We start from the raw sequence: 22,638 nt of genomic DNA, 5'->3' as shown, positions 1-22,638 counted from the left end.
ATCAAAAATCCATACTGGCTGACAAAAGGAAGGTCCGCGGCGCACCATAGCCACCGGCAAGATTGCCACCGGCCCAATAGGCCTTGTCAGTGACGTTCTGGATCGTCGCGCGGACCGTCAAAGGGTTGCCGCCTATTTCGGCCTCATACCGGGCACCGATGTCGAGTACCGTATAGGCGGGCAGCGACAAGGTGTTGTCGTTGCTGGCATAACGCTTGCCCGTATGGTTCAGGGCACCGGTCAGCGTCAGGCCGGGCACCGGGGCAACGTCATATTCCACCCCGAGTTTCGCCATAAAGGCCGGAGTTCCCGCCGCCTTCCTGCCTTCATTCTCTGAAACGCTGGCCTTGGTGATCTTGGCATCGGTATAAGACGCGCCGCCCAGCAGACGCAGACCGGGTGCAACCTCACCAAAGACGTTCAGTTCAATCCCGCGGTTGCGCTGTTCGCCGTAAACGCCATAGACCATGGTCACGGGGTCCAGATAGGCGCTTGGCTTGGTGATCTGAAACAGTGCCAGTGTTGTCGCAAATGCGCCCTGATCCCATTTCCCGCCCAGTTCGACCTGCCGCGTCCGATAGGGGGGCAGGGTCTCACCCGCGTTCACTGCGTTTGCCGGGGCATCCTGCCCGGGGCTCAACCCCTCGATATAGTTGCCATAGAAAGACAGCTGGTCGGTCGCCTTATAGACAAAGGCCAGTGCGGGAGAGGTCCGGCTGGAATCATAGCTCGCGCTTGTCGTGCGAACGCCCGTGGGGCTGATCATCACATTCGAGCTTTCGACGGTCTGATGACGCAGGCCAAGGGTCAGCTGCAACCGGTCGTCAAACAGCTTCATCGTATCGGCAACGCCGATGCTGGTCAGTTTCTGATTGATGATCTGGGTCGGACCGCTGGCATCATAGCCGCTTAGATCCGGGGCATGGCCCCAGTCGGGATTGGCGATATTGGTGGTCGAGGTAATTCCCAGCCGCGCATCCTTATAGGTGTTGCCGGAATCGAAACGGGTCGCGGTAATGGTCCAGTCATGCCCGACCGCACCGGTGATGAAACTGCCGCGCAAGCCCAACTCGGCTGATTCCTGTGTCCCGTCGCGACGCGAACGGATGGCGCTGACCGTCATGTCCCCGGCATTGTTCAGCAGCGTGCTGCTGGTCATCAGCGCGTCATATCCCCCGATGCGGCGGCCATATGCGGCCCAGGCGGTGATATCGTCGGTAAGATCAACCTCTCCGCGCAGAACAAAGGTCTCGGTCTCATTGGTGTTAAAGGACCACGGCGCGGCCAAGGAATGCTCGCCACTGCGCGCCTTGGGCAGGGTGGTCACGTCGCTGCCTGCCGAAAGGCCGAAATAGTTCACGCCCTTCATATCCTCGCGCAGCTTGTAATAGTCCAGCGAAGCGCGGGCCCGCTCGCCCCGCCAATCCAGCGCCACCGAACCCATATCGACGCCATGCTTCTGGTTTTCGACCGCAGTATCGCCGTCGCGGGTTACCGCATTGACGCGCAGGCCCCATTCCTTATTCGCGCCGAACCGACGACCAACATCCGCATGAAGGCCCCACAGGCTGTCCGAACTGTAAGAGGTCGTCACCCGGGTCAGGGGATCGTCGCCCGCGCGTTTGGGAACCAGTGCCACCGCGCCACCCACACTGCCGCCCGGAGGCATCCCGTAAAGGAAGGTCGAAGGCCCCTTTAGCACCTCGACCCGCTCGGCGAATTCGATGGTGCCGCGCATGTTCGGCGCCATCCCGACCAGCCCCGCAAAGGTCACGTCATCGGCCGAGCTGGAAAAGCCGCGAATCGTATAGGTCTCATAGATATTGCGCTTGTTCGGAACATAGATCGCAGGATCCGTGCCGCCGATAGCCGAACCGATATCCTGCGCCTCGCGGTTGCGCAGATGCTCATCGGTATAGGCGATGGTGCTGTAGGGCGTCTCCATAAAGTCCTTGTTGCCCAGGATACCGACGCCGCTGCCGGCAGCCACCTGACCGCCGGAATAGGCGGGGGCCGTACCACCCTTGGCCCGCAGGACAATGGTGTTCAGCCGGATCGCCGCACCTTCTGCCGGCTCTGCCGCGCCGCTAGGCGCCTCTTGCGCAGCGGCAGCAGTGGAAAGCGCAAGCCCGGCCAGCATCGTCGTCACCCACAGCTGGCGGGCGACGGTCCGAACGCGGCCAGTCTCGCCCGGTATCATGTTGGAATTCTTCATGGTCATTGTCCCCGCAGTATTTAGTTGCATATATCTCAACTAAATTCGGAGATGGCCTGTAAACCAACCTACAAAAACAGTCAACTTAATGTTTTGGTCAGATGAAGAGCCCAGATTTGGTTAGAAACGACAGGCGATATGCTCTATGCGCGCCTGCGTGGCCGCCCCATCAAGACCAGAAAGGAACGCCATGAATTCGGACACCCCTGCCGCACCCCGTGGCCGCCCGCCGACCATCACGCGCGAACGTATCGCCAATGCCGGCATCGCCATCGGCCTGCCAGAGCTGACCTTTGTCGGGGTCGCAGCCCGGCTGGGTGTCAGCCACATGGGCCTTTACAAGCATGTCTCGGGGTTGGAAGAGCTGCGCCGCCTGATCGCCGAAGAGATATTTCTGCGCTGGCAGTTTCCCCCGCCTGCCCAAGCGAGGCGCGAGAACCTGCAAACCTATATGACCGGGTTTGCGGAATCGATCTGGCGTCTTGTCGCTGCTCATCCGGGCATCGCCCCCTATCTGCTGCGCGGCGACATGATCACCCCCGCGATGACCGAAAAAATCGTCGCGCATCAAGAGGCGATGATGCTTTCATGCGGGCTGACCTTTGCACAATCCCGCTGGCTGCTGCTGACCATCGCTTTCCATTGCGTCGCCGTCGCCGATACGGTGCTGCCCCGGACCGCACGCGACGCACCAACTGACCCGGATGAAAACCCGATCGACCCCGAGCACCGCGACGGAATTCGCGCCTTGATCATCGGGGCGATGTCCATCCTCGATCAGATCGAGAGCTTTCCCTATCCGGTCGAGGCGACAGCCGGATACCAGAAGGGCTGAAACCCCACAGCTTGCGCCATTTCATGCAGCCTCCCAATATCTGGGGGCCAAGGCTTGCCGCCGCCCGTGATGCGGGGCAGAACTAGGCGGCAATCATCCAGCCTCCCCGGCGGATCTTAGTAAGGTATGATCCATAATGACCAACAAGACCATCGAACTGCTTGCCCAGCGGCGGACCCAATATGCACTTGGAAAGAGCCTGCCCCATTCTCAGGATAAGGTCGAAGCCCTGATCAAACAGGCCATCCGCCTGTCGCCCTCGTCCTTCAATTCGCAAAGCTCGCGCGCTGTCATCCTGTTCGGCGCGGAAAGCGATAAAGTCTGGTCGCTGATCGAGGCAGAGCTGCGCAAGATCGTCCCCGCCGACGCCTTTGCCTCGACCGAGGCCAAGATGAAGGGGTTTGCCGCCGGTGCCGGCACCGTACTGTTCTATGAAGATCAGGACACGGTCCGCGACCTGCAAGAACGCTTTCCGCTTTATGCGGATGCCTTCCCGGGTTTCTCCAGCAACTCGGCGGGGATGGCCCAGCTGGCAGTCTGGACCGCGCTGGCCGAAGAAGGGATCGGCGCAAGCCTGCAGCACTATAGCCCCATCGCGGATGAGGCTTTGGCGCAGGCCTTCGGCATCCCTTCCAGCTGGAAACTGATCGCCCAGATGCCCTTCGGCTCGAACGAAGCCGCGCCGGATGAAAAGACATTCATCGAGGATGAAAAGCGTTTCGTCACACTGGGCAGGTAAGCCTTAGCGGGGGCGGCTGCCGCCCCCGACTTTCCCCGACGGTTCAGGTGGCCCGCCCCAGCCACCGCATTGCATCACGCTGACCAGCCGTTTGCCGCCGTGATGCAGGACAATTCCTGGCAGCCTCGCATTCCGCCCGCAGCTCATTTCGCGGCACAAATTTCCGGATGTTCCCGAAGGCGGCCAAAGGCAGGTGGTCGCGCACCTCCAGCCGTTCAGGGAAATACTGCCGGACAAGGCGCTGGCCGGACAGGAAATCCACCGAGGATCGCCGCGACGGAATGAACGCCTTTGCTGAAAAGCGAAAGCCCTTATTTCGCAACCGCTAAGCCGACTTCGGCCAGCAGGGACGGATCATCGCGGCGACATTCTTAAGCCACCGCCAAGCCCAGATCAGCCTCAAGCCGCGCCAAAGCCTTGGCATCGGGCGAGATTGCGACCAGCCGGTTCACCTGCATACCCTCGGGCAGCGCGGCAGGATCAAGCGACAGCGCGCCACCTGCGAGTTGTACAAGAAGGGGGCGCTCGATCCCCGCGCATCGGACATAGCCCTTAAGCCGGTGAACCGCGTGCCGATGCCGTTCGATGATCTCGGCCAGCCGCCCGCGTTCGGGCGCGGGGCCGAGTGCGATGGTGCGGCTGGCAAACAACCTTTGATGATCACGCTCGGGCGCAAGCGCCGAAAGGCTGCGGCCATCATGGGGCGCAGCCAGCGCCTGCATAAAGACCCCATCCAGCGCACGATGCTGGCTTGCCAAAGGGTTCAGCCCGGCAGTCAGCCTTGCCACCCGGCGCATGGATACACGGGAGGCGATATCAGCACGTGACAAAAAGACGGCGTCGGCACCGCGGATCTGGCTTTCCACGACCTTGCCTATCCGCGGGTCAGCCAGTCGTTCGGGCAGCGTTTGCGGGTCAGTCACCGCCACCACCGCCCGACAATCCAGATCCGGCTCGGCCAAAGCAAAGCTCGCCAGCCGCCGGGGTTCAGCAACGCCGCTTGCCTCGATCACCAGCCGGTCGACCTTGTTGCCAAACCGCAGGGCCCGCTCAAAGGCCTCGAACAGCCCACCGCCCATCGTGCAGCAGATGCAGCCGTTGCTAAGCTGGATCGTATCCGCTGAGCGGAGTGAAATCAGTGACACGTCAATCGCTATATCGCCGAAATCATTGACCATGACGAGAATACGCTCTTGCCGCTGTTCAAGCAGGCGGTTCAGCAGCGTCGTCTTGCCCGCCCCCAGATAACCGCAGAGGATATTGACCGGCAAAGGTGCCATGTTCAGAACGAACCCGCCTGAACCGGCTTGCCGCCAAAAATGGTGCCCCAGACCCGGACTTCGCGCAGACTCTCGGGGCCAAGCACATACGGGTCATCCTCAAGCACGGCGAAATCGGCACGTTTGCCGACCTCGACCGAGCCCAGCTCTCCGTCAAGCTTCAGCGTATAGGCGGCACCCAGCGTGATGGCGTTAAGCGCCGCGTCCAACGAGATCCGTTCCGAGCTGCCAAGTTGCCGGCCGCTGTCGGTCAGGCGGTTGATCGCACACCATGCCGTAACCAGCGGTGCCAGCGGCGTGATCGGGGCGTCCGAGTGGATCGCCAGCGGAATCCCCATTTCAAGCGCGCTGGCGCAGGGGTTCATGCGGCAGGCGCGTTCGGGGCCGACGGTCACCTCATAATGTTTGTCGCCAAAGTAATACAGATGATTGGCGAACAGGTTCACGCAGCATTGCAGCGCAGCGATGCGGCGCAACTGGGCGCGGTCGGCCAGTTGGCAGTGCTGCAGGGTGTGGCGGTGATCGGGGCGGAAATGGCCTGAAAGCGCCGCCTCCAGCGCCTCGATCGCGGCAAGGCTTGCGCCGTCACCGTTGACGTGGATGTGCATCTGGACGCCCTCGCGGTTCAGCTCATCCACCAGGGTGTTCAGCGCCTCGGGGGCGATATTCCAGATGCCGTTGTCGATACCGCTGTGAAAGCCCGGCGCATTCAGTTGCGCGGTAAAGCCCTGAATCGAGCCATCCGTGACAATCTTGACCCCGCCAAGCCGCAGCCGGTCCGTCGAACGCGCCCGCAGCTCTTTTGCGCGCACAGCCACGGCCTCAGGCGGCAAAGACATGGCCGAAAGCATGGGGACCAGCCGCAGCGGATAGCCTTCATCACCCGTCATCGCAAAAAGGTCGGCCAATGTGTCATCCGGCAGTTCGTTCAGAAGGTCGGTCGAGGTCGTAACCCCCGCCCGGCAAGCAGAGCGCGCAAAATTCCAGACAGCCTCGGGATCGCCGCTTAATGAGCGAAAGCTTGCGCCGACCCGGCGCATGACCGGGAACATGGCGCCCATTTCCTGCAACTCGCCGTGCAACGCGCCATTCTCGGTGTGCACAACGCCGGGAATATCGGTGTTCTCGTCATATCCGGCCATTTCCAGTGCGACGCTGTTGGCGGTCAGCAGATGCACGTTCGAATGCAGCACCATGACCGGTCGCGTGGTCGATACGCGGTCAAGATCCAGCCGCGACAACCGGTCTCCGGGCACGAAAAGCGGATCGAAGCCCCAGCCGATGATCGGCCCGTCGGCCAGTTCCCCGGCCCGATCACGCAACCGCTCGACCAGCGCATTGGTGCTGCCGATCCCCTTCCACAACCGTCCATCCGGGGCGATGCGGTCGTAATGACCCAGATAGGTGAAGCGCCAGACCGAACCCTCCATCATATGGGCGTGACCTTCGACAAAACCGGGCATCAGTACCTTTTCGGCAAAACGCTCATCATAGCGCAGCTCTCCACGACCGCGCATCTCTTCGGGTCCGCCGACCGCAAGGATGCGCCCGTCACTGGACACCATGACATGCGTGGCCTCGGGCCGGGATGGGTCCATGGTGATGATGCGGCGGGCTGAAAATACGGTCGGGATCATGAAATTTCTCCGTCAGATGCGGCGTTCAGAGCAGATTAGCCGTGACAAAGATCCTGTGTGAAATGCATAATTTCGGGGTATTTCCGCTATTTTGATGAGGGTTCGATGCATTATACGCTGAAACACCTGCACTACATCGAAGCGGCCGAGCGGCACCAATCGATCACTGCCGCAGCCGAGGGGCTGGCAGTTTCGCCCTCATCCATCGCGGCCGCCATCGACCATATCGAGGCACAGCTGGGCCAGCCGATCTTTGCCCGCGTGCCCTCACGCGGGATTGCAGCAACCAGCTTTGGCCGCAAGATCATCGACGAGATCCGCCTTTTGCTGGCAGCGCAGTCGCGTTTCGACGGCAAGATCACCGATCTTGAGCAACGCATCGACGGCACCGCCAGAATCGCCTGTTTCACGCCGCTGGCACCGATCCTGCTGCCGACCATCCTGTGCGAAGTTCGCGAACGTTACCCAAATCTGGCAATCGAGGTGATCGAGGGGAACTGGGAAGAGCTCGCCCGCGCCGTCGATACGGGTGACGCCGATTTCGCCTTTTGCTATGGGATGGCTAACGACATGACCTATCGCTTCCTGCCGCTTTTCGTTGCCCATCCCCATGCAGCGTTGCCCGCGGTTCATCCGCTGGCCAGCGGACGTTTCGTCACGCTGGAACAACTGGCGCCCGAACCGCTGGTGGTGCTGGATCTCGACATGTCGCGGCGCTACCTGATGGAGCTTTTTTCGGCGCGGGGGCTGAAACCGAACGTGGTCTATTCAGCCCGCTCGACCGACATGATGCGGGCGCTGATCGCCGCCGGAATGTGTTACGGGATCTTTAACATCCGCCCAATGAGTAAGCAGACCTATGCCCGGGGCGATCTGGTCCGGCTGCCGCTGGCGGGCGAACATGACGCCCCCCGCGCGGGGGTCCTGACTCGCCGTGACGTACAACTGTCGCCAGTTTGCGAAGCGATTATAGCTACTTGCGAGATGCAGGCGATGCGCGGGGAATTTGACCGCGCCTTTGTGCGGCCCTACCTTCCACAAGATTTCTGAGGAATTCTGGCGCAAAAATGCATTTGCCGGAAAGGCCGCCTATGGCCGATCCATTGGATGCAGCGCCACCACAGAATTTGGCGCGCGACCAACAGGAGATTCAGATGATCCCGAGCCCTGCCTTTTCACGTCGGTTCCTGCTGGCCGGCGCGGTCGCCCTGGCCGCACTTGGCACCGCCCCCTCCATCTCTGCGCAGGAGGCGCAAAGAGGTGGCACGCTGGTCGTCGCCTCGGTGCAAAAACCACGCCACCTGAATGCCGCCGTCCAGTCGGGCATCGCAACCGCCGTCCCCGCCGCACAGATTTTTGCCACATTGCTGCGCTATGGTGAGGATTTCGAGCCTCAGCCCTATCTGGCCGAAAGCTGGTCGTTCAGCGAGGACAGCAAGGTTCTGACCCTAAAGCTGCGCAGCGGCGCGACCTTTCATGACGGCCAGCCGATCACCGCCGAGGACGTGATCTGGTCGCTGGGCGTCGTCAAGGAAAACCACCCGTTTTCAAGCATGCTCGCGCCGGCCGAGACCTTTGAGGCGCCTGACCAGCAGACCGTTGTCATCCGCATGACGCAGCCCCATCCCGCGATCCTGCTGGTGCTGTCATCGGCTTTGACACCGATCATGCCCAAACATGTCTTTGACGATGGGCAGGACATCAAGTCGAACCCGAAAAACAACATGCCCGTCGGCTCGGGCCCTTTCAAGGTAACGGCTTTCGAGCCGGGGCAGCATATCATCCTGGAGCGTCACGATGGCTTTTTCCTCAAAGACAGGCCCTATCTGGATCGGATCGTCATCCGCCAGTATCAGGATCCGAACTCGGCCGTGCTGGCGCTTGAATCGGGCGAGGCGCAGCTTTTCCCGATGCTCGACTCGACCCGACTGATCCGGCGGCTTGAGAAATCCAGCAGCCTGACCATCAGCGATCAGGGTTATGCCGGGATCGGTCCGGTAAACTGGCTCGCCTTCAACACCAAGCACCCCGCCCTGTCCGATGTGCGCGTGCGTCGGGCCATCGCTTACGCCATCGACCGCAATTTCATCACCAAGGCCCTGCATTCAGGCCTGTCCAAACCCGCGATCGAGCCGGTCGTGCGGGACAGTCCCTTCTTTACCGAAGAGGTCGAGCGTTATGACTTTGATCTCGACAAGGCCAAGGCTCTGCTGACCGAGGCAGGCTTTGGCGAAGGGGGGCAGACGCTGAAACTGCGCATCGACTATCTGCCCGACACTGACGAGCAGCAGCGTTCGGTTGCGGAATATGTCAAGGCGGCGCTGGCCAAGGCGGGGGTCGAGGTCTCGGTCCGCGCCTCGCCGGATTTCCCGACCTGGGCACAGCGTGTGTCCTCTTATGATTTCGATATGACGATGGATCTGGTCTTCAACTGGGGCGACCCGGTGATCGGGGTGAACCGAACCTATCTGTGTTCGAACATCCGACAGGGGATCATCTGGTCTAACACCCAGCAATATTGCAACGAAGAGGTGGACCAGCTCCTGAACGCAGCCGGGGACGAACCGGACCTGACCAAGCGCAAACAGCTTTACGCCCAGGCGTTTGGACAGATCACCGCCGACATCCCGATCCATTTCCTTAATGAGATTCCCTATCACACGGTCTGGTCTCAGGCGGTGCAGAACCCGCCCGTCTCGATCTGGGGGGCGATGGGGCCGATGGATGAGGTCTGGCTGAAGCAATAACCGGCAGAGGCAATCGAGATGTTCAAAGCTATCCTCAGGCAGCTGCTTTACGTAGCGGCCCTGATCCTTGCGGTCCTGGTCCTGAATTTTCTGCTGATCCAGCTTGCCCCCGGTGATCCGGCCGAGGTCATCGCCGGTGAAATGGGCGGAGCCAATGCCGAGGTCATGGCCGCGATCCGCGAGCAATACGGGCTCGACAAGCCGGTACTGACCCAGCTGGCCCTGTATCTGGGCCGCGCGTTGCAAGGCGATCTGGGCACCTCCTATTTCTACAATCGCCCGGTGGCCGAACTGATCCTGTCGCGCCTTGGACCAACGCTGCTTCTGGTGGCGACCGCGCTGGCTTTTGCGCTGATCATAGGCACGCGGCTGGGAATGCTGGCATCGCGCAATCCGCGCGGGATCGCCTCGGCACTGGTCACGGTGCTGTCGCTTGTCGGATATTCGGCACCGGTGTTCTGGACCGGGCTGATGCTCGTCATCTTGTTTGGCGCAACCATACCGCTGTTTCCGATCGCCGGGATGATCGACGTGGTGAAACAGGGTGGCCCGCTGGGCCGTGCACTGGACATCGCCCATCATCTGGTTCTGCCGGCGTTGACGCTGGGGCTGGTCTATCTGGCGCAATACAGCCGCCTGACCCGCGCCGCGATGCTTGAGGTTTTGGGCGCGGATTACATCCGCACCGCCCGCGCCAAGGGGGTCAGCGAGCGGCAGGTCTTTGGCCGCCACGCCTTTCGCAACGCCCTGCTGCCGGTCGTGACCGTCGCGGGCATGCAGTTCGGCACCATCATTTCGGGCGCAGTCCTGGTCGAGACGGTGTTCAGCTGGCCAGGACTTGGAACGTTGGCCTTTCAGTCGATTCTGGCCCGCGACTATCCCACTGTGATGGGTATCCTGTTCTTTTCCACTCTGATCGTCATCATCGCGAACCTGCTGACCGATTTCATCTCGCGTCTGCTGGACCCGCGCCTTGCCGGAGGTCGCTAAGACATGACCGCGCCCGCCAGAACCACGGTTCCAGCAGCCCGCGGCCCTATGGCCGAAGCCTGGGACATCTTTCGCCGCAGCCCTGCCGCCATGCTTGGCCTGTTGCTGCTGGGGCTGGTCATACTGATGACCTTTGCCGGACCCTTTCTCTATCAGGTCGATCCGTTCGAAATCGTCTGGGCTCCGCTGACACCGCCGGGCGAGGAGGCGACAATTCCGCTTGGCACCGACAACCTTGGCCGCGACATCCTTGCCGGGCTGATCGAGGGCGGTCGCGCCACGCTGGCCGTCGGCTTTTCCGCCGCGCTGATCACCATGCTGATCGGGGTGGTGATCGGCGCCTACGCAGGCTTTTACGGCGGCTTTGTCGATGACATGCTGATGCGCGTCACCGAGTTCTTTCAGGTCCTGCCTCCGCTGCTGTTTGCCATGGTGGTGGTCACGTTGTTTCAGCCGACACTTATCAACGTGGCGCTGGCGATCGGCATCGTCAGCTGGCCCCAGACCGCACGACTGACCCGGTCCGAGTTTCGGCGCATCCGCACGCTGGAATATGTCAGCGCCATGCGCGCGGTCGGCGCGGGCGACGGCAATATCATCTGGCGCGTCATCCTGCCTAATGCTTTGCCTCCGCTGATTGTTTCGGCCACTCTGACCATCGGCATGGCCATCCTTTTCGAGGCAGGGCTTAGCTTTCTTGGCCTGTCGGACCCCAATGTCATGTCCTGGGGCCTGATGATCGGCACCGGACGCGAATATCTGCTGGACGCGTGGTGGGTGGTGACCCTGCCCGGCACGATGATCTTTCTGACCGTTCTGGGCATCAGCCTGGTCGGAGACGGGCTGAACGACGCCTTCAACCCCAGGATGAGAGAACGCTGAGCCATGATGACCGAACCCGTTCTGGACATCCGCAACCTCAAGGTCGATTTCGTCACCCGCCGCGGCGTGGCCCATGTCCTTGATGACGTGTCCTTCAGCGTCGCCGCTGGTGAGCTTTTGGCCATTGTCGGCGAATCCGGCTGTGGCAAAAGCATGACCGCGCTGTCGATCCTTGGGCTTATCCCCTCACCCCCGGGCAGGATCGTCGGCGGCAGCATCCTGTTTCAGGGTCGCGACCTGACCCGGTTGCGGCAATCTGAGCTGCGCCGGATCCGGGGCGGCGATATCGCCATGATCTTTCAAGAGCCCATGACCTCGCTTAACCCGGTCTTTACCTGCGGTGAGCAGATCGCCGAGGCGGTACGCCTGCATCAAAAGGTCAGCCCCAGGGCCGCGCTTGCCCGCGCGGTCGAGATGCTGCGCGCCGTGGGCATCCCCGAACCCGAGCTGCGCGCCCGCGCCTATCCGCACCAGCTGTCAGGCGGGATGCGCCAGCGCGTGATGATCGCCATGGCACTGTCCTGCGAACCAAGGCTGCTGATCGCGGATGAACCGACGACGGCGCTGGATGTGACCGTGCAGGCGCAAATCTTTGCGCTGCTTGACGAGTTACGCCAGAAAACCGGCACTGCGATCATTCTGATCACCCATGACATGGGCGCAGTGGCCGAAATGGCGGACAAGGTCGCGGTCATGTACGCTGGTCGCATCATTGAGCGCGGTCCGGCGGATGCGGTTCTGGACAACCCCGGCCATCCCTACACGCGCGGGCTGCTTGCCAGCATTCCGCGCATCGACGCCGATCCCGACGCCGACCTGCCCGAGATCCCGGGCATCGTACCCGCCCTGACCGATCTTGGCCGGGGCTGCGCCTTTGCACCGCGCTGCGCGCTGGCAGTTCCGGCCTGCAACGCAGCCCAGCCGCATCATGTCGCGATGTCCCGGGACCACTCGGCCGCCTGCATCCGGCTGCAAGCCAATGAGGTTTCCGCATGAGCCAGCTTCTTTCCGTCCGCGACCTCAGGGTGCATTTCCCGACCGGGCGTGGCGGCACGATCCATGCGGTCGACGGCGTCAGCTTTGACATTCCACGCGGGCAGACACTGGGGATCGTCGGTGAATCCGGCTCGGGCAAGACCACGACTGCGCTGGCGGTCATGCGCCTTGCCCCGATCACCAGCGGCAAGATCGACCTTGACGGCATCCCCATCAGCCGCATCGAGGGCCAGGAGCTGCGCCGCGCCCGGCCACGCTTTCAGATGGTCTTTCAAGACCCCTTCTCATCCCTGAACCCGCGCGACCGGGTGGGGCGGATCATCCGCCAACCCATGGACCTGCTGGGTCTGCTTCAGCCACCCCAGCGCGATGCCCGGGTCGAAGAGCTGTTGGCTCAGGTCGGTCTGCGCCCCGAGCTGAAATCGCTGTACCCGCATCAGTTCTCGGGCGGGCAGCGCCAGCGCATCGGGCTGGCGCGGGCACTGGCGACCAAACCAGATCTGATCGTTTTTGACGAGCCAGTCTCGGCGCTGGATGTGGCGGTGCAAGCCCAGGTGCTGAACCTGATCCGACGATTGCAGCGGGAAACCGGGCTGACCTATCTGTTCATCAGCCACGATCTTGGCGTCGTCCGCCATGTCTGCGACGAGATCGCCGTGATGTATCTGGGCAGGATCGTGGAAAAGGCGTCGGCTGCGCGGATATTTGCCTCTCCCCGGCATCCCTATACGCAGGCGCTGATCGCCGCCGCCCCCTCGCTTGCGCCCGAGCATCGGCGCCGCGGCGGCGGGGCACGGCTGCAAGGCGATCCGCCAAGCCCGGTCAACCTGCCGCCGGGATGCCCCTTTGCCTCGCGTTGCCCAATCGCGGTCAACGACTGCCGTAGCCGGGTCCCCACGTTGCGCGAGCTTGCCCCCGGCCAGGCCGTTGCCTGCCATCTGGCCTGACTGGCTGCCTGCAAGCTGCACGGAGCTTTGTGAAAGAGCCAATGCGTTACGCCGCAATTTACACATTGCGACGGCGCAACCGGCCCTTCATCATTAACCCATCGCGAAGATTGAGCCCAAGCAAGGTGATATTCACCGCCCCTGCAATCAACTCGATCGCCTGCACGATGTAGAAATAGGCATCAAACTCATCAGCTTTGGCCTTAAAGGCAAGAAACAGCGCCGCCGGGATCAAAAGCAACAACCCATTCACGACAATGATCGGCATGCGTCGCAGCTTTGCGTCGGCCAGCCTGCCTCGGCGACCTCGCATTAAGGAAAACCCGGTCCCTCCGGTCAGGGCCAGCGCGGGGACCAGCAGCAAAAAACCCCATGGAATAGCGGTCTTGACCTCAACAACTGCTGCTAAACCCAAAAACAGCTCTGAAATCACTGTCGAAAGCCAGAAACCTGCAACCGTCAGGAAAGCGACTAATCCGGCGATAGGGTGGATGATCTTTGGCATGACGCTTTCCTTTACAGAGCAAAATTGTAATCATGATGTCGATTTGGTATTATAATTACAATTAGATCTTTGACACCATAGTGTCAACCTAAGCACGGAGAGGAAAATGCAGCAAAAGGCGACAACTCCAGAAGGCGAAGCCTTGACCGGGCTGATCCTGACCATGTTCCGCGTGAACAACCTGACGCTTGGCTGGGGGGACAGGCTGGTTGCGCCATTCGGCCTGACCAGCGCACGCTGGCAGGTTCTGGGCGCAATCGTTCTGTCAGAAATGTCACGCCCTGTGGCCTGGATCGCCCGCGATCTTGGCGCGAACCGTCAGAACGTTCAGCGCATAGTGAATGATCTGGAAAAAGAAGGGCTCGTCGAGTTTCAGCCCAACCCCCACCATCGCCGCGCGCAACTGGTGGTGCTGACCGAAAAGGGGCGCCAAGCCTATGAAGCGGCAATCGACGCCTATACCCCCCGGGTGAATGCGCTGGCAAAGGACCTGTCAGCCGAGGAAATCCGAACCGCGCACCGGGTCATGGCCACGCTGCGCGAACGGCTGGAGGCCGAGGCTGATCAGGAAGGACAGTCCTGACCATCATCGCCCCACCCAGGGACGACCACCGTCAGGCCGCCGCATCCCTGCCTGTCAGGATAGTCAGCGGCGCATCAGCCTTGGCGACACCCTACCCCAGGGTTTCTCTCGCACGTTCCACCAGCCCGCGCAGATCGGCGAGGCTGTATTGGCCAAAGGCGCCCTCATCGCCCGCAACAAAGGTCGGGGTGCCGACCAGCCCCATATGTTCGGCCAGCATATGGCTCATCGAAATATGGCGCTCGATCTGTTCGGCAGCCATGTCGCGTTCAAGCCGGGCGATATCCAGACCGACCTCTCGCGCGGCGCGCATGGTTGCAACCTCGGTCACGCGGCCCTTGGTGCGAAACAGCGCGGTATGCATCTGCCAGTATTTCCCCTGCTGCAATGAAGCCAAAGAGGCGCGCGCGGCAAATTCCGAATCCTCGCCGAAAACCGGCCATTCACGAAAGACGACCCGCAGGTTCTTGTCCGAGGTGATCAGCCGGTGCATCGGATCGACCATCTTACGGCAGAACGGGCAGTTATAATCAAAGAACTCGGTCAGGGTGATGTCCCCCTGCGGATTGCCCAGAACCGGCGAGGTCGGGTCACGCTCAAGCGCCTTGCGCAGATCCTCGGGCATCGGGTTCTCACGCGTTTTCTTTGCAAGGGCCGGACGGCCCAGAACCGGCAGCGACAGCAGGCTCGCGCCCGCGAGGATCAGATTTCGGCGTTGCATGGGATCTCCTTTTTATAAAGTGGCGGGCGTTTCAGCTTAGATTTGACCTCGCGCCTCAGCGATGGCGCGACGCAGGCGGTTTTCGTCCATGGCACCCGGATAGACCGTTCCGCCGATGACAAAGACCGGCGTGCCGCCAAGGCCCAGCCCCGCCGCCTGGGCCGAGTTGCGCGATAAAAGCCCGTCCCACCGATCACGTTCGGCGCGATAGGCAGTCAGGGCGGTCCCGGGGTCAATGCCGGCCGCGTTCAAAACCTCGTGGATCTGATCCTGGGACAGCCGCGCGTCGGTCGCCATCAGCGCGTCATGGGCCTGATGATAGCGACCCATCGACACAGCGCCGAGCACCAGCTGACTGGCCAGAACCGAAGGTGCGCCAAGGATCGGCCAGTCCTTCATCACCAGCCGGATATCGCCTTCATCGCGGACCACCCGACTTAGCATGGCATGGCCCATCTTGCAGTAAGGGCATTGGTAATCGAAATATTCAGCAACGGTCAGTGCGCCTTGTTGATTGCCCAGCACCGGGTTGTCAGGATCGTGCAGCGCCTGGTCGATCACCGCATCGGGCGTCGGCTTTACGCTGGCACCCTGTCTGCGGCTCAAAAGAAACGCCCCTGTGGCAAGACCGGAAATGCCAAGGCCAGTGGTCGCGGCAAGAATATCGCGCCGGGTGATACTCATAACGTCTCCTTATCTTAGCTGCGTGGTCATTGCCGCCTGCGCAATCATGCGGGTCAGGGCGGCACGCGAAATCTCACCCATATGGGACGCGACCAGCCTGCCCTGCGCGTCAAAGATCAGCGTCGAGGGCAGGCCGATAGCACCCAGCTTTCCCATCAACCGGCTTTGCGGGTCACTGATCATCCCCTGTCCGGGCAGGCCCTCAGCAGCAAGAAAGCCCGTAATCCGGCGCAGGTCATCCCCCTGATTGACAAAGGCGAAATCGATGCCGGGGCTATTCGCAGCCAGATCGACCATCATCGGCATCTCGCGCCGGCACGGCGGGCACCAGGTCGCCCAAAGATTCAGCACCAACGGGCGGCCGCGCCCGGCAAGCTGCACCGCCTTTCCATCCAGCGTCAGCAACTGGATATCAGGCACGCTAAGCACAGGACGCGGAAGCGCGGCGATGACGACCTGATGCGCCAGAAAGGCGACCGCTCCGCCCAGAACCAACGCCAGACCCGCGCCGTGCACACGGCGGAAAAGCATAAACAGCAGCAGGGCTGCGCCAGCGACCCAGCCCGCAGCAGGCAGAAAGCCGCCTTGCCACAGCTTCAACGCGTCCAGCGGATGGCTGGCAAAGCTGGACCAGTTCGCAAGGACGAAGCCAGCCCGCGCGGCAAGAACCCAGACCAGCGCCGCGATAATTGGCCAGCGCACCGCATCGCGCCCTTTTGCCCGCGCTGCGACCTCAGCCAGCACAAAGAACAGGGCAAACGCCACCACGGCGGCAAAGCGTGCGCCGTCAAGGACCAACGGCCCGATCGAGATCGCATTCACAGCCCGATCTTCGCAATCGAGGCCAGCAGCGCGGCGCTGTCCATCGCGCCGATCAGCCGGCTGCCCGAAGCCTCAGCCCGCGAAGGATCCAGAAAGATCATCGTCGGCGGGCCAGCAGCAGCCAGATCCTGCATCAGCGCCTGTGCCTCGGCGTTAAAGCTGGTAACGTCCAGCCGGATCGGTGCCAGATCAGCCAGCGCGGCATGAACGGCGGGATCGGCCAGAGGCCCGCGCTCGATGGCGCGGCATGTCACGCACCAGTCAGCGGTAATGTAAACCAGCGCCGGACGCCCCTGAGCCGCGGTCAGGGCACGGCCAAGCTCGTCACGGGTCGAGACCTCGGCAAATTGTGGCCCTGCCTTGGTCGGAGCGGGCACGTCCCGTCCCGCAAGCGGCGCCAGCGGGCCCAGGGGATCACCGGCCCCCAGCGCCGCACCAAAACCCTGAACCAACCCGGCGAAAAGCAATAGCACCCCCATAGCCGCGCCAAGCCGCCGCGTACGCGTCGTATCGCATTCAAGCCGGTCCAGCGCACCCAGAAAGACCGCCATCCCGACCAGCAGGGCCGACCAAAGCGCCAGCGTCGCCGGACCCGGCAGCACCCGCCCCGCCAGCCAGATCGCAAAGCCCAGAAAGATCACGCCAAAGGCGCGTCTCGCGCCCTCCATCCAGCCACCGCTGCGGGGCAGGATGCGCGGACCAAAAAGCCCGATAGCAAGCAGCGGCAGCCCCTGTCCCAGCCCCAGCGCAAACAGCGCCCCAGCCCCTAAAATGACATCTCCGGTCTGGGCGATATAGATCAGCGCCCCGGCCAGCGGCGCGGTCACGCAGGGGCCAATGATCAACGCCGAGGTAAGGCCCAGCACCATAGCCCCCCCGACCGAGCCGCGACGGCTCCCGGCCCGGCCAAGGCGGGATAACAGCGCCTGCGGCAGGTGCAATTCGTAAAAGCCGAACATCGACAGGGCCAGCACCACGAATAGCACCGCAATGACAGCGATCGCGGCGGGCGATTGCAGCACCAGTTGCAGGTTCGCCCCCGACCACGCCGCAGCCACACCGAGCAGACCAAAGGCCACCGCCATCGCCAGCACATAGGCGCTGGTCAGCAACAGACCCCGCCGCGCGGTCAGACTTTCACCCTGCGCGGCGAGCATGCCCGCGACGATGGGCAGCATAGGAAAGACACAAGGGGTAAAGGCCAGCAGCAAGCCGAAGCCCAGAAAAGCCGCGATGACCAATGCACCCCCGCCGCGCAGGGCAAGCCCCTGCACCAGCCCCTGATCCTGCGCCAGCGTCAGCCGCAGCCCGGGGCCAGCGGCCTGCGGCCTCCACCCCGCGCCTGCTTGGGCATCGCCTGCCATCAGCTTGCCCGTAGCGTCCAGCCGCGCGGTTTGTGGCGCATAGCAGATACCATCCTGCTGACAGCCCTGCCAACGCAGGGTCACCGGCCGATCCATCCTTTCAAGCCGGCCCGAGACCGCGTCGCGATAGATCTGGCCCGTGCCGAAATAGGGGTCATCGTGAACCTCGCCCCCAGGCAAAGAAAGCGGCAGGCTCTGGCCGCCCGCCTCGGCAGAAAATTCGCTGCGATAAAGATAATACCCCTCGGCGATGCGCCAGTTCAGCGAAAGCCCTGTTTCTCCATCGTGGCTGACGGAAAGGGCAAAGGCCTCATGCGGCGGCAAAGGCGCCTTGTGGGACTGGGCAGTGGCGGCGCTGGCGGCAAGGACCGCGATCAGCAGCGCCACAAGTGCGGGGAACAATCTCGTTATCATGGGCTCTGGCTAAAGACGCGACCTTAAGCCCACCTTAAGCTTTATCAACGATAGCGTGATCGTCACGAATTGCGGGGAAAACCATGCGCCTCTTGATTGTCGAGGACGATCCGGCCCTTGCAGACGGGTTAAGCGTCGGCCTGGGCCTGTCCGGATTCACCGCCGATGCGGTCGGAACACTGGGTGATGCCCGCGCCGCGCTGACGGGTGGCGGCTTTGCCGGCATGGTGCTGGACATCATGCTGCCCGATGGTTCGGGTCTGGACCTGTTGGCCGAGCTGCGCGCCGCGGGGTCGCGCCTGCCAATCCTGCTGCTGACGGCGCGCGATCAGGTACGCGACCGGGTACAAGGCCTTGATGCAGGGGCGGACGATTACCTTGGCAAGCCCTTTGACCTTGCGGAACTCGCCGCCCGCCTGCGCGCCATGCTGCGCCGGCAAGAGGGCCGGGCGGCGGCAGTGATCGAATGGAACGGGTTGCAGCTGGACCCGGCCACCATGCAAGGCAGGCGCGACGGTACGGATATCCCCTTTTCGCGCCGCGAGTTCACCATTCTTCAGGCGCTGATCGAACACCCCGGCGCGATCCTTGCCAAATCGGTGCTGGAAGAGCGGCTCTATGGCTGGCAGGCCGAAGTAGAGAGCAACACGGTCGAGGTCCATATCCACAAGCTGCGCGCCAAGCTTGGCCCCTCGTTCATCGAAACGGTCCGCGGGGCAGGCTATCGGCTGGGCAAGCCCAGCGAACAGGACGGTGGGGCATGAACTCGATCCGCAAACGGCTGTTCGTGATCCTGCTGGTCGCCACCGGCATCATCTGGCTATCTGCGATGGGCTGGATTCAGCATTCGACGCGGGTCGAGGTCGGCCATGTTCTGGACCGCCGCCTGCAGGAATCGGCCCGCATGGTCGCCTCGCTGATCCGTCGCAACGGCGGCATCGCCGCCCCCGATGCAGCTATGCTGGTCGATGAAGCCCCGGCCCTGGCAGGCACCGGACCGCATGATTATGCCCGACAGCTGATCTGTCAGGTCTGGGGCTTTGACGGCCAACTGAAAAGCGAATCCGACGGCGCGCCATCGGGCCAGCTTGCCCGGCAGGAAGGGTTCAGCGAGCGCGAGGCCGACGGCGAGGTCTGGCGCGTCTATACCCATGTGGACCGCGAGATGGGCGTGCGCGTCATGGTGGGCGATGCACGCTCGATACGTGAACGGCTGGTGCATGACGTCGCGATGGGACTGCTCGCACCCGCCCTGCTGATCCTGCCGCTGCTGGCGGTACTGATCTGGCTGGCGGTGCGCGGCGGGCTGGCGCCGCTTGACCGGCTGACTCAGGCGCTGTCGCGCCGTCCGGCGACCGATTTAAGCCCGCTGCGTCAGGTCGATGCAGCCTCGGAGCTGCGCCCGATGATCGAGGCACTGAACGGCCTGTTCCAGCGCGTCGAGGGGCTGCGCGAGCGCGAGCGCAGCTTTACCGCCTTTGCCGCACATGAACTGAAAACCCCGCTGGCCGGGCTGAAAACGCAGGCGCAAGTCGCCGCAATGGCCCCGGACACGGCAACCCGGGATCGGGCGCTGGGGCAGATCGCGCGCGGGGTGGACCGCACTGACCGGATGGTGCGCCAACTGCTTGATATGACAGCGGCCGAGAACGCCATCGACAGCGGCGCACCCCCGCAAGAAGGCGCGCGCATCCTTGCCGATGTCGCCGATGCGCTGGTGATTCTGGCGCAATCGCGCGGCGTCACCCTGCGGCTTGAGACCGGAGAAACCCAGTGGCGCACCACGCAGGCAGCCCTGCTGGCACCGGCACTGCGTAACCTGCTGGAAAATGCAATCCTCGCCTCGCCCAAAGGCGCGTGCGTCGAGGCACGGCTATTGCGGGACGGCGACACTGTACGCTTTGCGGTGCTGGACCGCGGCCCCGGTATTGCCGAGGCAGACCGCCCTCATGTCATCGAACGCTTTTATCGCGGTGCGTCCAGCCCCTCGGGCGGCGGCAGCGGGCTGGGCCTTTCGATCGTTGCCGCCGCGGTCCGGACGATGGGGGGTGAGCTGCGCCTGTCCCCGCGCCACAATGGCGGAGAGCGGGCAGAACTGATCCTGCCCGCCGCACCCCGCACCACCTGATCACATTTGGGGGTCGCCCGCTGCGCAGGCTCAGAAGATGGTGACCTGCGTGCCGATCTCGACCAGCGGGTAAAGCCTTGCGATATGTTCGTTATAAAGCCCGTAGCAACCGCTTGAGGATTTACGGCCAATCTTGCGCGTATCATGGGTGCCGTGAATCAGATAGGCCGGCCAGGACAGATACAGGGCATAGACCCCCAAGGGATTGTCCGGCGCCCCGCCTTCGACCCGCTGCGGCAGACTGGGATCGCGTTGACGCATACTGGGGGTTGGCGTCCAGGTCGGGTTCTCGGCCTTGCGCACCACCTCGGTCCGGCCGCGCTTGGTCAGCTCTTCCGACACCGGGATCGAAGAGGGGAACAGCAGATAGGTGTTCCCGTCGCCCGACCAGTAATGCAGCGCACGCGATGAGATGTCCGCCAGAATGACCCCCTTGCCAAGCGAGGGGTAGAACTCGCTCCAATGCCGATTGCGGAACGAAGACAGGTTGCGGCGGCTGTCTTTGGTCGGGTCGATCTGATAGACGCCCACATCCGGCGCCTGCCCGGCAGCCGCCGAGCCATAAACGGCCTGCCCCGTCGTCGGATCAATGGCCTGAGCCGATGCAAGCCGCGGCAGCGCCAGCCCTCCGGCGATCAGCCCGCCCAGAAACGCACGTCTGCTTGCTGTGCCATCCACAGTCGCCGTTTTGCGGCGCGGATCATGCGGGGGTTGGTGGCAAGGTTGATTCATATTTCACGCTCCAGTCGTTCGGGGTATCGGATCCCGCGCCCGAATGGGCGAGAAAGCTTAACACCAGCTTAAGGGTGATCAGGCGCGAACAGTTCTGCGCTTAAGGCTTGGTTAAGGCCCGCCGCCTATCAATGCGCTCCAGATCGCAGAAGGACAGGCCCATGCCAGACAGAACACTCCCCTCTCGCAACCGGCGCGAATTCCTGCAGACCGGCCTTGCGACAGGAGCCGTCATCATCACCGGCATCCCTGCCTCTGCACAGGAAAATCCCATGCCTGACGGGCTGCGTCAGGCGCTTGAACATGAAAAGCTGGGCGCAGTTCTGGGCAATCCCTCTGGTGATGTGACGCTGACCGAGTTCTTTGATTATAACTGCCCATATTGCCGCGCTTCGGTCGCTGACCTGCACCGGCTGATCCTTGAGGATCAGCAGTTGCGGGTGGTGCTGCGGGAATGGCCAGTCTTTGGTGCCGGATCACTTTATTGTGCAAAAGTCTCACTCGCCTCGCTGCGACAGGGAAAGTTCTGGCAGTTCCACACCAGCCTGATGCGCATCAAAGGTCCGGCGGATGACAAAAGCGCCATCGCCACCGCCAGCTCGGTCGGCCTCAACATGGGTCAGCTGCGCCGCGACATGGAGGACATCAATATCGCCCGCCAGATCGAGCATTCCTGGATTCTGGCCGAAAACATGGGGCTGTCCGGAACACCCACCTACATCGCCGGGGACTTCGGCGCGTTCGGCCAGCAATCCCTGGACGAGCTCAGGTCGATGATCGCAGAGGTGCGCGGGGCCTAGCCCAGCGCAAACTGCGCGCCGATCCTTTACGGATAGCTGACGGGAGTGCCGAACCCGACCGGCAGATCCAGAAAATACCACAGGACGATCAGGATCAGATATCCCAGCGAATAGGCGATGCTATAGGGGATGATCGCGCTGAAGATTGTCCCCATCCCCACATTGCGGTCATATTTCTGCGCCAATCCCAGCAGCACAGGAAAAAAGGCGTTCAGCGGAGTCAGCGGGTTGGCGACACTGCCTCCCATACGGTGGATCGCCTGCGTCAGCGCCGGATGGACACCAAGAGGTGGACCCGCCTGGTGAGACAGTTTGGCGGCTTGGCTAAGGTGGATCGGGTTGGTTTCTATGCCGCCAGTCGCTCCGTCATTTCCGCCGTAGCATAGACCTCGTCGGGTGTCCTGCCGCCGAAGGTCGAGTGCGGGCGTCTCTCATTGTAGTAGGCTATCCATGAACCGATCCCGTTGCGGGCTTCGCTTCCGGTCTCGAAGGCGTTGAGGAAGACGCACTCGTATTTGAGGCTGCGCCACAGCCGCTCGATGAAGACGTTGTCCATCCAACGGCCGCGCCCGTCCATCGAGATGCGGATGCCGGCGTCCTTCAGCGTGGTGGTGAAG

23 protein-coding genes are annotated in these 22,638 nt (G+C 62.6%); 12 read left to right on the top strand and 11 right to left on the bottom strand.

What is annotated here, in order from left to right; translation table 11 throughout:
* Position 1: 1 nt before the first annotated feature.
* Complete coding sequence (locus M511_RS15665) at positions 2-2,215, bottom strand: TonB-dependent receptor (RefSeq protein WP_085502693.1); 2,214 nt, start codon at positions 2,213-2,215, stop codon at positions 2-4.
* Positions 2,216-2,405: 190 nt separating this feature from the next.
* Between M511_RS15665 and M511_RS15660 the strand changes: the two genes are divergently transcribed.
* Both M511_RS15660 and M511_RS15655 read left to right on the top strand, forming a co-directional pair.
* Entirely contained in the window at positions 2,406-3,050 is a 645-nt protein-coding gene (locus tag M511_RS15660; protein WP_010394315.1) for a TetR/AcrR family transcriptional regulator, read from the top strand.
* Between the two features lie 136 nt (positions 3,051-3,186).
* Complete coding sequence (locus M511_RS15655) at positions 3,187-3,789, top strand: nitroreductase family protein (RefSeq protein WP_010394313.1); 603 nt, start codon at positions 3,187-3,189, stop codon at positions 3,787-3,789.
* Positions 3,790-4,160: 371 nt separating this feature from the next.
* Here the strand turns inward: M511_RS15655 and M511_RS15650 are convergent, their stop codons facing one another.
* Positions 4,161-5,069, bottom strand: coding sequence for a CobW family GTP-binding protein (locus M511_RS15650; RefSeq protein ID WP_085502692.1), 909 nt, complete (start codon positions 5,067-5,069; stop codon positions 4,161-4,163).
* Between the two features lie 2 nt (positions 5,070-5,071).
* On the bottom strand, positions 5,072-6,706 hold the full coding sequence (locus M511_RS15645; RefSeq protein ID WP_085502691.1) for an amidohydrolase: 1,635 nt from the start codon (positions 6,704-6,706) through the stop codon (positions 5,072-5,074).
* Between the two features lie 105 nt (positions 6,707-6,811).
* Between M511_RS15645 and M511_RS15640 the strand changes: the two genes are divergently transcribed.
* From M511_RS15640 to M511_RS15615, 6 genes are all read left to right on the top strand, one after another.
* The gene (locus M511_RS15640; protein WP_029371644.1) at positions 6,812-7,756 is read left to right on the top strand and encodes a LysR family transcriptional regulator; all 945 of its coding nucleotides are present in this window, start codon (positions 6,812-6,814) and stop codon (positions 7,754-7,756) included.
* A 104-nt stretch (positions 7,757-7,860) separates the two neighbouring features.
* Positions 7,861-9,453 (top strand): ABC transporter substrate-binding protein, encoded by a 1,593-nt coding sequence (locus tag M511_RS15635; RefSeq protein ID WP_029371642.1) that lies wholly within the window; start codon positions 7,861-7,863, stop codon positions 9,451-9,453.
* Positions 9,454-9,471: 18 nt separating this feature from the next.
* Positions 9,472-10,443, top strand: a complete 972-nt coding sequence (locus M511_RS15630) for an ABC transporter permease (RefSeq protein ID WP_010394303.1) — start codon at positions 9,472-9,474, stop codon at positions 10,441-10,443.
* 3 nt (positions 10,444-10,446) lie between these two features.
* Positions 10,447-11,325, top strand: coding sequence for an ABC transporter permease (locus tag M511_RS15625; protein WP_029371640.1), 879 nt, complete (start codon positions 10,447-10,449; stop codon positions 11,323-11,325).
* A 3-nt stretch (positions 11,326-11,328) separates the two neighbouring features.
* Positions 11,329-12,321 carry an ABC transporter ATP-binding protein gene (locus tag M511_RS15620; protein WP_010394297.1) on the top strand — a complete coding sequence of 331 codons (993 nt, stop codon included), beginning with the start codon at positions 11,329-11,331 and terminating at the stop codon, positions 12,319-12,321.
* Complete coding sequence (locus tag M511_RS15615) at positions 12,318-13,268, top strand: ABC transporter ATP-binding protein (RefSeq protein WP_085502690.1); 951 nt, start codon at positions 12,318-12,320, stop codon at positions 13,266-13,268. The genes M511_RS15620 and M511_RS15615 overlap by 4 nt, the downstream gene beginning before the upstream one ends.
* Positions 13,269-13,326: 58 nt before the next feature.
* On the opposite strand, the gene M511_RS15610 is transcribed toward M511_RS15615, so the two are convergent.
* Entirely contained in the window at positions 13,327-13,773 is a 447-nt protein-coding gene (locus M511_RS15610) for a hypothetical protein (RefSeq protein WP_010394295.1), read from the bottom strand.
* A 142-nt stretch (positions 13,774-13,915) separates the two neighbouring features.
* Here M511_RS15610 and M511_RS15605 point away from each other — a divergent pair, with 142 nt between their 5' ends.
* Entirely contained in the window at positions 13,916-14,356 is a 441-nt protein-coding gene (locus M511_RS15605; protein ID WP_227493509.1) for a MarR family winged helix-turn-helix transcriptional regulator, read from the top strand.
* A 91-nt stretch (positions 14,357-14,447) separates the two neighbouring features.
* On the opposite strand, the gene M511_RS15600 is transcribed toward M511_RS15605, so the two are convergent.
* Genes M511_RS15600 through dsbD form a run of 4 tightly spaced genes read right to left on the bottom strand, consistent with a single transcriptional unit; the run spans position 14,448 to position 18,349 of the window.
* Complete coding sequence (locus M511_RS15600) at positions 14,448-15,077, bottom strand: DsbA family protein (RefSeq protein WP_085502688.1); 630 nt, start codon at positions 15,075-15,077, stop codon at positions 14,448-14,450.
* 36 nt (positions 15,078-15,113) lie between these two features.
* Positions 15,114-15,761 (bottom strand): DsbA family protein, encoded by a 648-nt coding sequence (locus M511_RS15595; protein WP_085502687.1) that lies wholly within the window; start codon positions 15,759-15,761, stop codon positions 15,114-15,116.
* Positions 15,762-15,770: 9 nt separating this feature from the next.
* Positions 15,771-16,583, bottom strand: a complete 813-nt coding sequence (locus tag M511_RS15590; protein ID WP_085502686.1) for a TlpA disulfide reductase family protein — start codon at positions 16,581-16,583, stop codon at positions 15,771-15,773.
* A complete protein-coding gene (gene dsbD, locus M511_RS15585) occupies positions 16,580-18,349 on the bottom strand; it encodes a protein-disulfide reductase DsbD (protein WP_085502685.1) in 1,770 nt (589 codons plus the stop codon). Before dsbD ends, M511_RS15590 begins: the two co-directional genes overlap by 4 nt.
* A gap of 95 nt (positions 18,350-18,444) precedes the next feature.
* On the opposite strand from dsbD, the gene M511_RS15580 reads away from it, so the two are divergent.
* Both M511_RS15580 and M511_RS15575 read left to right on the top strand, forming a co-directional pair.
* Positions 18,445-19,125 (top strand): response regulator, encoded by a 681-nt coding sequence (locus tag M511_RS15580; protein ID WP_010394287.1) that lies wholly within the window; start codon positions 18,445-18,447, stop codon positions 19,123-19,125.
* Positions 19,122-20,489 (top strand): sensor histidine kinase, encoded by a 1,368-nt coding sequence (locus M511_RS15575; RefSeq protein ID WP_085502684.1) that lies wholly within the window; start codon positions 19,122-19,124, stop codon positions 20,487-20,489. The genes M511_RS15580 and M511_RS15575 overlap by 4 nt, the downstream gene beginning before the upstream one ends.
* 30 nt (positions 20,490-20,519) lie before the next feature.
* On the opposite strand, the gene M511_RS15570 is transcribed toward M511_RS15575, so the two are convergent.
* A complete protein-coding gene (locus M511_RS15570; RefSeq protein WP_176224567.1) occupies positions 20,520-21,221 on the bottom strand; it encodes a L,D-transpeptidase in 702 nt (233 codons plus the stop codon).
* A 161-nt stretch (positions 21,222-21,382) separates the two neighbouring features.
* On the opposite strand from M511_RS15570, the gene M511_RS15565 reads away from it, so the two are divergent.
* A complete protein-coding gene (locus M511_RS15565; RefSeq protein WP_085502682.1) occupies positions 21,383-22,021 on the top strand; it encodes a DsbA family protein in 639 nt (212 codons plus the stop codon).
* A gap of 26 nt (positions 22,022-22,047) precedes the next feature.
* On the opposite strand, the gene M511_RS15560 is transcribed toward M511_RS15565, so the two are convergent.
* Complete coding sequence (locus M511_RS15560) at positions 22,048-22,332, bottom strand: AbgT family transporter (protein WP_254901067.1); 285 nt, start codon at positions 22,330-22,332, stop codon at positions 22,048-22,050.
* A 35-nt stretch (positions 22,333-22,367) separates the two neighbouring features.
* Positions 22,368-22,638, bottom strand: a 271-nt coding sequence (locus M511_RS15555; RefSeq protein ID WP_139824593.1) for an integrase core domain-containing protein, incomplete at its 5' end; no start/stop codon positions are given.

The sequence above is a fragment of the Paracoccus sp. J56 genome, assembly GCF_019633685.1.
Classification (GTDB): Bacteria; Pseudomonadota; Alphaproteobacteria; order Rhodobacterales; family Rhodobacteraceae; genus Paracoccus; species Paracoccus kondratievae.
The sequence above is the reverse complement of the archived record's forward strand: the minus strand, read 5'-3'. Positions and strand labels throughout refer to the sequence as shown.